The organism is candidate division TA06 bacterium B3_TA06 (assembly GCA_005223075.1).
Lineage (GTDB): Bacteria > Hydrothermota > Tepidihabitantia > B3-TA06 > B3-TA06 > B3-TA06.
The window spans coordinates 20,866-33,250 of sequence record NJBO01000020.1 but is presented as its reverse complement, the minus strand read 5'-3'; the positions used below and the strand labels follow the sequence as shown (position 1 = coordinate 33,250).

Annotated in this window: 15 protein-coding genes; 11 read left to right on the top strand and 4 right to left on the bottom strand. The window is 50.3% G+C overall.

Features of this window, described 5'->3' with window-relative positions:
- From CEE36_09925 to CEE36_09890, 8 genes are all read left to right on the top strand, one after another.
- The coding region (locus CEE36_09925; protein ID TKJ40169.1) for a hypothetical protein at nt 1–250 on the top strand (250 nt) is incomplete at its 5' end.
- A 322-nt stretch (nt 251–572) separates the two neighbouring features.
- Nucleotides 573–1,112 carry a hypothetical protein gene (locus tag CEE36_09920; GenBank protein TKJ40168.1) on the top strand — a complete coding sequence of 180 codons (540 nt, stop codon included), beginning with the start codon at nt 573–575 and terminating at the stop codon, nt 1,110–1,112.
- Nucleotides 1,057–1,791, top strand: coding sequence for a hypothetical protein (locus CEE36_09915; protein ID TKJ40167.1), 735 nt, complete (start codon nt 1,057–1,059; stop codon nt 1,789–1,791). Before CEE36_09920 ends, CEE36_09915 begins: the two co-directional genes overlap by 56 nt.
- Nucleotides 1,792–1,809: 18 nt before the next feature.
- Nucleotides 1,810–2,520, top strand: a complete 711-nt coding sequence (locus CEE36_09910) for a lipoprotein-releasing system ATP-binding protein LolD (GenBank protein TKJ40166.1) — start codon at nt 1,810–1,812, stop codon at nt 2,518–2,520.
- Nucleotides 2,521–2,522: 2 nt separating this feature from the next.
- Nucleotides 2,523–3,761, top strand: a complete 1,239-nt coding sequence (locus tag CEE36_09905) for a hypothetical protein (GenBank protein TKJ40165.1) — start codon at nt 2,523–2,525, stop codon at nt 3,759–3,761.
- A gap of 190 nt (nt 3,762–3,951) precedes the next feature.
- Nucleotides 3,952–5,178: a hypothetical protein gene (locus CEE36_09900; protein TKJ40164.1), complete on the top strand. Its 1,227-nt coding sequence runs from the start codon at nt 3,952–3,954 to the stop codon at nt 5,176–5,178.
- Nucleotides 5,178–5,387, top strand: a complete 210-nt coding sequence (locus CEE36_09895; protein ID TKJ40163.1) for a hypothetical protein — start codon at nt 5,178–5,180, stop codon at nt 5,385–5,387. Before CEE36_09900 ends, CEE36_09895 begins: the two co-directional genes overlap by 1 nt.
- Entirely contained in the window at nt 5,384–6,136 is a 753-nt protein-coding gene (locus tag CEE36_09890; protein ID TKJ40162.1) for an outer membrane lipoprotein-sorting protein, read from the top strand. The genes CEE36_09895 and CEE36_09890 overlap by 4 nt, the downstream gene beginning before the upstream one ends.
- A 91-nt stretch (nt 6,137–6,227) precedes the next feature.
- On the opposite strand, the gene CEE36_09885 is transcribed toward CEE36_09890, so the two are convergent.
- From CEE36_09885 to CEE36_09870, 4 genes are read right to left on the bottom strand one after another with little or no spacing between them, the layout of a single operon-like run.
- Nucleotides 6,228–6,770, bottom strand: a complete 543-nt coding sequence (locus tag CEE36_09885; protein TKJ40161.1) for a hypothetical protein — start codon at nt 6,768–6,770, stop codon at nt 6,228–6,230.
- Nucleotides 6,771–6,809: 39 nt separating this feature from the next.
- Complete coding sequence (locus tag CEE36_09880) at nt 6,810–7,757, bottom strand: acetyl-CoA carboxylase carboxyl transferase subunit alpha (GenBank protein ID TKJ40160.1); 948 nt, start codon at nt 7,755–7,757, stop codon at nt 6,810–6,812.
- Nucleotides 7,757–8,713, bottom strand: a complete 957-nt coding sequence (locus tag CEE36_09875; protein TKJ40159.1) for a hypothetical protein — start codon at nt 8,711–8,713, stop codon at nt 7,757–7,759. Before CEE36_09875 ends, CEE36_09880 begins: the two co-directional genes overlap by 1 nt.
- Nucleotides 8,691–9,812 (bottom strand): hypothetical protein, encoded by a 1,122-nt coding sequence (locus tag CEE36_09870; protein TKJ40158.1) that lies wholly within the window; start codon nt 9,810–9,812, stop codon nt 8,691–8,693. The genes CEE36_09875 and CEE36_09870 overlap by 23 nt, the downstream gene beginning before the upstream one ends.
- A 360-nt stretch (nt 9,813–10,172) precedes the next feature.
- Here CEE36_09870 and CEE36_09865 point away from each other — a divergent pair, with 360 nt between their 5' ends.
- The 3 genes from CEE36_09865 (at nt 10,173) to CEE36_09855 (ending at nt 12,291) form a co-directional block, all read left to right on the top strand.
- On the top strand, nt 10,173–11,150 hold the full coding sequence (locus CEE36_09865) for a molecular chaperone Tir (GenBank protein TKJ40157.1): 978 nt from the start codon (nt 10,173–10,175) through the stop codon (nt 11,148–11,150).
- Nucleotides 11,151–11,227: 77 nt separating this feature from the next.
- On the top strand, nt 11,228–11,926 hold the full coding sequence (locus tag CEE36_09860) for a hypothetical protein (GenBank protein TKJ40156.1): 699 nt from the start codon (nt 11,228–11,230) through the stop codon (nt 11,924–11,926).
- A 44-nt stretch (nt 11,927–11,970) separates the two neighbouring features.
- On the top strand, nt 11,971–12,291 hold the full coding sequence (locus CEE36_09855) for a hypothetical protein (GenBank protein TKJ40155.1): 321 nt from the start codon (nt 11,971–11,973) through the stop codon (nt 12,289–12,291).
- Nucleotides 12,292–12,385 lie beyond the last annotated feature (94 nt).

Below are 12,385 nucleotides of genomic sequence, written 5' to 3'. Positions count from 1 at the left end.
CAACCCCTTCAAGCTTTCCACCGATATTTACTATTCGCTTGCCCATTCAGGCCTGGTCAACCTGAAGGTCTACGATGTCTCGGGCAGGCCAGTGAAGACCCTGAGCTCTGGTATCAAGGCCTCGGGTCATTATGCTATAACCTGGGATGGTCGAGATGATCTCGGTCGAGCTGTGGCCACTGGCGTCTACTTCATCAGGATGGAGGCAGGGAACCATACGGCTACAAGAAAGCTCATCCGCGTGCGCTAAAGGGGAAACGAAATTAAGAGGGCTAACATGAGACGCAGTTAGCTGCATAGTACATGTTCGCAAAACAAGAAGGCAAAAGGCAGGACGATTGAGGATGACGTACCTGTAGCGGACATTGACTTCAGTTAGTCTATCCCTAACACCCCACTTCAAATTCAAAACATGATTGTTTTCGGAGAAAACCCCTAAAAACCCACTGGCAGGCGAATTTTAATTAACATTCGTTAAAACACCTTGACAGATCCAAAAATCCTCCTATAATTTACCTAACGTTCGTTAAAGAGATTGGATCTTGGGGGAATGATGCTTGAGATAAAAGCCAATGCCGATAGGAGATAAAATGAAGGTAGATGTTGAATATCTGGAGTTCATGTGGCCGATGAGGCATTACCTTATAACGTGCGGTGATATTGCCGGGGAATCAAACATCATAGCCCTTAGCTTCTGCATGCCCGTCTCCAAACTCCCCCCTCTGATAGCGTGCGCTATAGGGAGGGGTTCTTATTCCTATAAACTGATAACCTCAACCAAGGAGTTCGTCATAAATGTGCCCACCTCGGGATTGAAGCCGGAGATATACTACTGCGGTCTCCATTCAGGTCATGAGGTGGATAAATTTAAAGAAACAGGCCTGACCCCGAAACCGGCACGCGCGGTAAAAGCTCCAATTATAGATGAATGTGTGGCTCACATAGAATGCAAGCTCGATCATGAGATAGAAACCGGGGATAAGAGTCTGATCATAGGGGAGGTAATAGAGGCGTATGCAGATGAAGTTATTGTGAAAAGGGAACGTAAGGTTGAGTATGCAAAGGGTGACTTCCCAAGGAAGGTATATGGCACAAGGTTCAAAACCTCGTAGGGTATTTCAGCTGACAGCCGATTCGCCCAAATTGAAGGAAGGAGAGATGAAGAACAAATTAATTACCCGTAAGGAGTCAGACCAGAAGCGCCGCAAGCGCGGTGAGGTTAGAAAAAAGATTCTGGATGCCGCCACTGAACTGTTTGCTCAGAAAGGATTTGAAGGCGCTTCGATCAGGGATATTGCCGATAAAGCAGGCGTCACCTCGCCCAATATCTACTACTATTACAAAGATAAGCAGGGACTTTACCAGGCAACACTGATCGAAAGCGCGGTAGGTTTGCTGGAATTGTTAAAAAGGATTGATGACCCCAGCGCCTCGTTACGCGACAGGTTCTTGGCCCTGGCCAAAGCCAAGATGAAACTGGCAAAAAAGAAAAATACCGCTATTGAACTTTTCACCAGGGAATGGATAGACAGCGGCTCGCCAGGGCTATCGCCCAAGCTGGAATCGGCAATGGGCCAGTCCATAAAGTACATGGAACAGATAATTGCCCAGGCCGTGGAAAAAGGCGAGATCCGTCCCATAAACCCCAAGCTGGCTGTATGGTACATGTTCAGCCTCGCCTTTCTGCAGGGCAGCAAGTTCATCACCAAGTATTTGAAAACAAGAGAGCTCACTGACGATGAGATTGAGGAATACGTTGATCTCATCCTTAAGGGGCTGGAGAAGAAATAACGCAGCAAAGGAGAAACAATGGCCCTCTTAACCATCCAAGACCTGACCAAGGACTACAAGACCGGCAAGGTCATAACCAAGGCGCTGCGTGGCGTTGACCTGGAGATAGCCGAGGGAGAGTTCCTTTCCATCGCCGGTCCTTCAGGTTCAGGCAAAACCACACTATTAAACATCATCGGCTGTCTGGACGTGCCTACCTCTGGCACGGTCTCGCTTAACGGCACCGACCTGGCCGATTTGAGCAACAAGGCACGTGCCGAACTGCGTAAGAACTCCATAGGGTTCGTGTTCCAGTCGTTCAATCTGATCCCGGTGCTTACTGCGTTCGAAAACGTGGAGATACCGTTGATCCTTCTCAAATGGAGTAAACGCAAGCGCAAGGAGACGGTAGAACAGCTACTGATCGATGTGGGCCTCAAGGATTACATCTATCGCCGTCCTCTTGCCATGTCGGGTGGACAACAGCAGCGCGTTGCCATTGCCAGGGCCTTGATCAAGGAACCCAAACTGGTTCTGGCAGACGAACCTACCGCCAACCTGGACTCCACCACCGGCATGGAGACCCTGGAACTCATGAAAGAATTAAACAAGAAAAAGAACACCACCTTCGTCTTCTCCACCCACGACAAGATGGTCATGGATTTTGCCCACCGCCTGATACTCCTAAAGGACGGCAAGGTAGCCTCCGATTCCCGTAACACAACCCGTAACACAAAGTCCGGGAAGTAGTCATGCTGTTCAAGTTAGCAGTACGCAACGTCTTCCGCCACACGAGAAGAACCTTGATCACCGCGGTGGCCATCGGCGTGGGGCTCATGTTCATGATAATGATAGACTCCATGTTCGGCGGGGTTGAGAATCAGAGCATACGCAACATCCTGGAAACCGACAACTCCGAACTGGTGGTTTATCCTACCGGTGTTTTTGAGGACCGCTTCCTTTTCCCCCTTGATACCTTAATCGAGGACGCCTCGGTACTATCTACCAAGCTGGAAGGTGGCTATGCCGATGTCATCTCCGCAACCCCTCGGCTGCGCTTCGCAGTATTCGCCATAGCCCCTGAGGCCGAGCTTTTCGCGTTTGGTGTAGGTATCGATCCTGAGATGGACGCAAAGGTGTTCGAGCTCGAAAATTACATCGATGAAGGCCGCTTCCTTGCCGCTGACGGCGACCTGGTGATAGGTTCGGGGTTGGCCAAGGAGTTAAACGTTGCACTGGGCGATTACGTCCTTATCCAGACCAGGTCCCGCCGCGGGGTAATGGATGTACGGGAGTACGAGATAACAGGAATCGTAAATACGTCCAATCCCGTAATCAACCGTAACGCCATATTTATCTCCCTGGCTGAGGCGCAGGTAATACTCGAGGCACCCGATGCCGCATCAGAGATCAACCTGCACATCAAAGGCAATCCCAAAGATCTTGAACGACTCGATACCCTGGGGCAGCGAATCAATAAAGACCTGGGCAGCAAATACGAACTCTACACCTGGCTCGACCTCAATGCAACCCTGTTCGAGATTTCCGGCCAGAAACAATCGGTGGGATACTTGATCGCACTCATAGTCATCGTTATCGCTCTGGTGGGAATCGTCAACACCATGCTACTCTCGATCTACGAACGTATTCCTGAACTGGGCACCATGCGCGCCATGGGATTCAGTAAAGGAAATATCCGGTGGATGATGCTCATGGAAGGTTCGGTCATCGGTTTCTTAGGCGGCCTGGTTGGAGTGATACTGGGGCTTGGAGTGGTCATATTCTTGACCGAAGTAGGCATGGATATGACCTCGTTGATAGGCAACTTCGAGATGCCCATGCCTATGAATCTTAATTTCAGGGGCGAGTACAACTTCGGATACATGGCGTTCACCTTCTTCCTGGGCTGGATCATCTCCACAGTAATCACTTTGATCCCTGCACGCAAGGCAACCAGGATAGAACCCTCAGAAGCGCTGCGCAGCACATAGGAGAAGAGATGAAAAACCGCAGATTTCGCAGATTGCACAGATTAGAACTCCTTACAGACGAAATGAAAATCTTATTCGACACAGAGAACACCGAGAACCGCAGAGGACACAGAGTGACTTCGATTTCATTAATTCCTCTCTGTGCCTCAGTGCCTTTGTGGTTACCTATTATTATCCCCAGGAGGATAAGATGCTGCTGAAACTGGCATTCCGGAACGTTCTGAGAAACAAACGCCGCTCCGTCCTGACCGCCGTCGGCATAATCATCGCGGTGATGCTAATCATCTACGCCCAGGCATTTATCACCGGGATTGTTGATAGCATGATTGAAAACACGGCTCGCATCAAGTCCGGCCACGTACGCGTAGTCACTCCAGAATATCTACGCCGGGAAAGATTGTCTCCTCTTGAGGAATCGGTATTCATCACACCTGAATTAGAGGAGATGGTTGAGACCACTCCTGAGGTAACAGCCTACACCTATCGCATCCCTTTTGGTGTACTGCTTTCCAAGGACGAAAACTCCAAGCCGGCATTTGGTACAGCAATAGACGTGGAGCGGGAGAAAGACTTCCTCGATTTGTCCGATGATAGATATCTGGTGGAAGGTGCCTACCTCGCTGCGAATGACGAAGCAATCCTCATCGGCAAGGGCCTGGCCGAGGAGCTGGGATTTAAGATAGGTGATTCCCTGGTAATAATCACCGCCGACGCCTTCGGTTCCCCCTCGGGTGCTAACCTTACCGTAAAAGGCATCATTGAAATTGGCCAGGCCAACCTTGACGACAACGCCTTCTATATCCCTCTGGCTGCCGGGCAACAGCTTCTCGACCTCAAGGGCAGGGCAGCCGAGGTTCTGGTTCTCCTTGATACCAAGGATAACTCCGAGAAAGTGGCATCTGCCTGGCAGGAGGATGCAGGAGATGCAATGGGCCTCGAGTTCGTACCATGGCAGCAGGATGATGTCCTGGGTTTCCTGCATGTGGTTTTCAGGATTTACTGGGTGATATACGCCATTATCCTTCTTATCGCTTCGGCCACCATCATCAACACCATGCTCATGGCTGTATTTGAGCGTATCAAGGAAATAGGCATCCTCAAGGCAATGGGTATGCGCGGAAACCGCATCTTGTGGCTATTGACTGCCGAGGCATCGATGATTGGATTGTTCGGGGCCCTCATCGGCGCGGTGTTGGGAGTGGTTCTAGTCCTGGTTGCACCAGAGGTAAACTTCTCCTCCCTGTCTGGTCAGGACCTGGGATCGATCTACATCAATCCTATCATCCAGCTGAACCTCACCCCCGGTGTTGTTTTAGCCTGCTTCCTGTTCGGCTGGTTCATAGCCACGTTTACCGCACTTTACCCGGCCCGCCAGGGCACCAAGGTTCAGCCTGCCCAGGCGCTCAGAAGAGTATGATGGATTTCGATAACGCCATAGAAGGCTATCGAATAACCCCAAACAACGCTAAAATCCTTGTATCTATTGCACATGTAGTGCGAGACTTCAGTCTCGCAGCGGAGCTAAAGCTCCGCGCTACGTATATTAGAAGACGTAAACAGAAAGTGCTTAAGACAGATGGGGTGAAGAAAAGTAGACTGGAAATGAATCTCAATAAGGAGAAATGATGAAAAAACTAATCACTTTGACCGTCATGATCCTGGTGATATCCGGAATATTCACCTCGCTTCAGGCGCTAACCGCATCTGAGATACTGGACAAGGTTGATGCCAACATGGTTGCCTCATCCATGAAGTTTTCAGCCGAGCTTAAAATCAGCATCTCCGGCTCGGTACGCACCAAGGAATTCGAAGGTTATTCCAAGGGCGAAGACAAAGCCTATATGGAGTTCACCTCACCCTCAAGAGATAAGGGTACCCGGTTCCTCAAGCTGGCAGATGAATTCTGGATGTACCTGCCAAACGTAGGCAAGGCTGTCAAGATTGCAGGACACGCCATGCGCGGTTCACTCATGGGGTCGGATTTCTCATACGAGGATGCGGTGTCCAACGAAGAGCTGGCTAATAACTACGACGCGGTACTGGAAGGAGAAGAAAAGGTTGGAGACAAGAACTGCTACGTTCTCAAGCTTTCACTTAAAGAAGGTGCGGAAGGTTCCTACTACACCCAGAAGCTGTGGGTTGATAAATCGAGTTTCATATTCCTTAAAGCAGAGTACTACTCCCGCAGCGGCAGGCTCATGAAGGACGTGCAGATACTGGAATGGAAAAGGGTATCCGGTAAGAATTACCCGACAAGAATCAAGATGGAGAACAAGCTGCGTAAAAACACCTGGTCGGAGTTCGTTATCACCAACATCCAGCTCGGGGTATCAATACCGGCAAACGTCTTCACCAAAGGTTATCTGGAAAGATAGGATAACACTGACAAATCAAAACTGTAGGGGCACGGCATGCCGTGCCCCTACCTCTTGCGATCTTTTACCCGAAGGGTAAAAGGAGCATAAATTATTCTATCGTCAGGAGCCCACGGTCGCGCAGATCAACGATCACGCGCAACAGATCGCGCTCGGCAAGGGCCAAGCGGCCCTGAAGCTCGGCGACGGTGGGAACATCCCCCATGTGAACCACCACCTGCCACTGGGTAGGCGAAAGTGTTACGGGTTTAGACTGCGGTGCCAAGGGCACAAGCATCAAGCGACGATCAGGACCACCTATCCTGCTCATAAGATTCTCGAATTCGTCCATCTCGGCAGAGAGCCCCAGGATAAACTGCTGTATGGGTAAATTGATTCGCGTCTCATCCCCGAGCTCAACCCTCTCCTCGGTATCGAAGACGAACTTGCCCCTGCGCCAGCTAAGTATCGTCCTAACCGCCTTCAATCCTGAGAGTTTCCGGGTCTTCCCGTACTTTATGAGGCCATCACCGACGACCACAGTTCCCTCGTCACCGCCCGAGTACAGGTGCAGTATGCCCGAACGGTTCCCCATAAAGATAAGCTGCAGGATATCGGAAAGCGGGTAATCCTCAAGGGTTCCGTCAAGCCTCATTAATTACTCCTCCGAGTAGCCCTCACAGAACCACATAGATTAACGGATAGTTTTGAACTTACCCACCTTGCGGAACTTCTCGATACGTTTGGCAATCAGTTCTTCGTGAGAAAGCCCCTCAAGTTCCGCAAGGGCCTGGGCGATCTGATCACCTATAAACTTGGCTGTGTGCTGCCAGTCGCGATGAGCGCCTCCCGGGGGCTCAGGGATAACCCCATCTATAACCCCATGATCAAGGTTATCGCGGCTTGTGAACTTCAAGGCCTCGGCTGCCTGTGGGGCCTTGGCACTGTCACGCCAGAGGATCGAGGCGCAACCCTCAGGCGAGATCGTCGAGTAGAAGGAATACTCAAGCATATAGATGCGGTCGCCAATCCCAATGGCCAGAGCGCCGCCCGAGCCTCCCTCACCGGTAACTATCACAAGGATAGGGGTTCTGAGAATCGCTATCTCCTGAAGGTTGCGGGCTATTGCCTCGGACTGGCCGCGTTCCTCAGCACCAATCCCGGGATCAGCACCAGGGGTATCTACGAAGTTGATGATGGGCATACCGAACTTCTCAGCCAGCTTGTAGATGCGCAGCGCCTTGCGGTAACCCTCTGGATGTGGCATCCCGAAGTTGCGTCGAATCCTCTCCTTGGTGTCGTGCCCCTTCTGATGCCCGACCAAAGCCAACGAGCGCCCACGAAAACGAGCTATACCGGTCACAATCGCCGGATCATCGGCAAATCCACGATCACCGTGAAGCTCGGTAAAATCGGTAAAAATATAGGGAACCAGATCAAGGGTGTAGGGACGGAGGGGATGACGCGCAAGCTGGACTATCTGCCAACGGGTAAGCCGGGAGTAGACCTTGCGGCGCAGCTTCTCAGCCTGCTTCTCTAGCCTGGCTATATCACCATCCACCCCTTCAAGACCCTTCAATGCCTCAATGCGCTTCTCAAGCTCTACTATGGGTTTCTCGAAATCAAGCAAAAACTCTGCCATCAATCAAATGCAAGGTTGAGGCTTATCCGATGCGTCAGCCCGAGGTCCAGCCGCTCGTAAGGAACAATGGCGTAGTCCAGTGAAACCCAGTTGTGCTGTACCCCCAGCCCAAAGGTAAGAAGCTCCGAAGGTGAGAGAAGCTTCAGATCCTCATCCATATACAAGAGCTTGGCTCCGGCACGCAGGGCCAGGATATTGAAAAATTTTGCCTCCAATCCGGTTCGCAGCCCTGGCTCCTTGTCATAAGGACGGTAAAGGAAATCCAGATTGAGGACCGTGGCAAACTCCTCGGTCCAATCGTGAGCGTAGGCACCGCCCACCCGAATGGTCATAGGCGGCTTAAAGCCCTCTGCATCCAGGTGCATATCAAAGCCAAAATCAAGCACCGAGGCCCCCAGATCAAAACCAGATAATGGGGCATAGTTCAGTCCCACGTCAAACCCCCAGGTATGATCCGAGTAACTCCATAGACGTTCATGATAGTATCGAGCAACAAACCCGATGCGTGTCCCACGAACTACCTCAACACCTGCCCCTAAACCCAGGGAGAGATCTGCAAAGTGGTAGCTGCCCAGTGGGTCGGGAGAGCTGATGCTGTCGCGTAACTCTATCTCACCGCTACTAAAGTAGATCGCCTCTGCACCGATCGAGAACCGACCCAGCCTGCGCTTGATAAGAAGCGAGCTCTGAGAGGTGCCAAGAAACCAGAGGGTATGATGCATGGAGGCTTCGATGCCAGCTCCCTTGACCATAAGGGCAGGATTCCACCGAAGTGCATCTGCAGATGAGGCTCCGGCCACTCCTGTCTCCCCCATCGCGGCCTCCCGCGCACCAGCAGCGATCTTAAGCGAGGCATAACCCTGCGCCGCAGCAAGCATCAAGAAAGCCCCGCTCAATAAAAGGAATAAAATACCGGTCTTAAGACCGGCGTTACTAAGCTTCGATAATCTCGACATTGGCGCGCGGCAAACGTATACGTTCTTTTCCTGCAAGCTCCACCTCCAGGATTCTGACCTTTGATTCGGTCTCTATCTCCTCAAGATCGACCGGCAGGCCGACCACCGTGCCTATGGCGCCGAAATGCGGCTCACGGATAATCCTTACCTGCATCCCGACCTTGAGTCCTTCCTCAAGCGAACCCTTGCTTCGCTCTTTCCATGTGACTTCGCGCGGCACTATGATCTCAGGACGTATCACGCCCGCACGGATCTGAGTGGCACCGTTTATCGAAGCACGCTGCCCGTCAAGCTCGGAAAGAAGCTCAAATGTTCGCGGAGCCATAGGCATCTTTCCAAAACCCTCGGTTACTATAACTGAAAGAGAAATCGGTTCAGAACCCGTGATGGCCACGCCTATGTCGTAACCCAGAACCTTCTTGATCGAGGAGTCCTCGATTCCGCCGACCACTAACCCGCAGATGCCAAGCTCTTCTCCGCGCTGAATCGCCTCGGCGGTCACGAGCGAACCGCCTACTACCACGCAGCCCTTCATATCAGGGGTAAGCCCGAACGCGTCAAGCACCTCATCAGGGCTGGAGGCGAGGAGCTTTATCTTACCGCGGCGTTCCCCGCCGAATCCGAAGATGCCCTGGATCAGGCTGCCCGTGGTCTCAACGATCACACCTTCATTTGCGAAAACCTCAACAACCTCGCCGTCCATGTAGGCGTCTACCTCAACCGGCTGAGGCGGCTCGCGCATAATTACCTGCCCGGTTATCGGGGAGATACTCTCAATCTCGCCTGTGATAGGCGAGGCGACCTTAGACTTGAAGATACCGAAAAGCCCCTTGGTCTGAGCGATCATCTCACCCTTCTTGATTGGCTCCCCAGGTTTTTTAATCATAAGTTCCGGGATGTCCGAAGCCAGAACGCCAAGAAGTTGACCCACGTTGAGCGTGGCTACGTTACCGGGAAGTGCTGTGCGGGCAACCACCGTATCGCCCGTGACCTTCTGGCCCTTGGCGACCACAACCTCACCCTTCAGTGGAAGCCTGCGCTCCTTTGCTATCTTTGTCTTGGCCGTTACCTTAAGACCCGGCGTGTACGCGTGCGCCAACTGTTCCTCCTTGAATTATCCCTGATTATAGGTGCTTAACCCCGCCTGTCAACCGGGTGAGTAGGATAACAAGGGTGTAGATTAAAGACGTCATTGCGAGCCTCGAAGAGGCGTGGCACCGAAGGACAACGCTTGCGGAGCCAATTTGCAGTTTGACTTTTGCATTGGCGACGAAGTCGCCTCCCTGCTGTCTGCCGTGAGCTGTCTGCCCCGTTTCATTTTGATATTTGAAATTTGATCTTTGCAATGCGTGCGTCAGCGCGCTCTTGCCGTCAGCTGTCAGCCGTGAGCTGTTCGCTATAAGGTGATATGGCGGGGTTAGAGGGTTGACAGTCTCTTAAATTTAACTATGCTTAGAACATGGAGACTCCGAAAGTCTTTATCAGTCACGCTAGCGAAGATAAGACCAGATTTGTTTTAGACTTAGACAAGAGGTTACGTGCTCAAGGTATAGACGTCTGGTTAGATAAACGGGAAATACTTGCAGGTGACAATCTTGTCGACAAGATATTCGAAGAGGGGATAAAGAAGACTCAGGCCGTGATTGTAGTCCTTTCTCAATACAGTATTGAGAAACCTTGGCCTAAAGCTGAACGAGATGTCAGTGTTATTAAAAAGATAAATGAAAATATTAGACTTATCCCGTTAATCCTTGACATACAAGACGAGGAAGTTCCGGAGAGCTTAAAGCCATATCGCTGGGTTAGGGTTAAGGATCTTAACGATTACGAAGATGAACTCAATGAAATAATCAACTCAATTTACGAACACCGGGAGAAGCCCCCACTAGGTGAACCCCCTAAATATGCCCAAACCAGAATTGAGCTAATACCTGATTTAACTAAACTAGACAACTTAGTACTTAAGTTGTCTTGCGAAAGACTTATTGAACAAGGTTACGCTCACCTCATTGAAGGAGAAGAAATCTTCGAAGCAGTCCAGCCGTTCGAAATAGACTTCAACGCAATGATGGAATCACTAGAGATTCTTGACAGAAGGAATCTTATCGATTTAAAGAAATTTCTTGGCTCCAATAGTGAAGGAGCTAAAGGATTCTGTTTTCATGTAACTGAATGGGGAATGGACGCATACCTCAAAGCATATCGAGAAGATTACGAATCGATATTCAAATCAACTGTCGCTTCAATCGTCAATAAAAATGGCGGAGACAACTTCTCAATAGCATCTCATTTAAACGTTCCAGAGGTAATAATCGACCATGTTATTACCCATTTAAAGTGGGAAAAATACATAAAAGCAGAATATGTTGGAGGAGGACAGATTTACATTTATGAAGTTAACCCTGAATTAAAACGTTGGTTGCAAAACAATCGATGACAATTATCCCTCCCATTCCAGAAAATCTTTCCAACCTCCTTGAAGGACATGAGGATGTTAGAAAGAAAACCATCGTAATGATTGCCGAAAATCCTGATTGGCAGGAGCACATTCAACTTATTCATGATTCAATCAACATAGTTAACCTCATAGCTGTCGAACGACTGCACAAAGATGATGATGAATTGCTTATTCGAGGTATAGGAGCTCGTTTGTTTAATGACTATTCAACAGCTTGGTCTTTACTTTTCTCCGGTTTCTACCAGGTTTCCCTGATGGTTCAAAGAGATATTTTTGAATGTGGTTTACTCCTCACCAAATTCGCACTAGACCGCCCTTCAATCCAACGATGGAAAGATGTTGACCCTGAGAACAGAGAACAAAAAGAAGAATTCCAACCTAGAGAAATAAGAAAATTGATTAAAGAAACCACAGGAATCCCTATTACGCATAGAACTAACATCGACTATATGTACCACCTACTTTGTGAGTTAGGCGTTCATCCTACACACGTCGGGATCAACAGTATGCTTGGGCGAGGAGTTGGAAAAAATCGTCTACTCAAAGTAGGTCCAATGGTGGATAAACAGAAATTCAAAATTTGTCTAATGGATTTTACACGTATCTCTGCCATGGCTGCTGACTCTCTAGTAGGCGCTTTCGGAATACAAACCATAGAACCGGAATTACATCCAACTTACATCGCACTCCGTCAGTCAAGCCTTCAATGGTTTTCAAAACACGGGACTTTCCCAGGAGAAATACCAAAGAAATAATACTTCCTTGACTCTCTTCCCTATCTGGTTACAATGACGACTACATGTTTGGAACGGTGCTTATAATACTCATCGCGGGCGCGGTTGCGATTCTTGCGGCAATGCGATTTATCGCCGCCGTTAGGAAGCTGGCCAGCCGCGAGCCCGACACCCGTAACACCCGTACCCCTACGGGGCATTCTCACTATTACTCGGAGCTTGCGCTCCGGTCGCAAGGAAATAACACCCGTAACACCCGTAACACGCATGCGTCCTCCGGACGCTACGGCACCCGGCGCCAGGACAAGCCGCCGCTGGTGTTCTGGGCCGTAGCCTCACCCCTGCTTGCCGCCGCCTGCGTAACCGTTATCCTGCTGATGCTTTAATTTACCCCAGATAAACACCCCACGCCTTCGCTTCACGAAGTCGCGGGGACCCCGTGGAAGGACGCCACTCCCCCCTCTGTCATCCTGAGGAGTA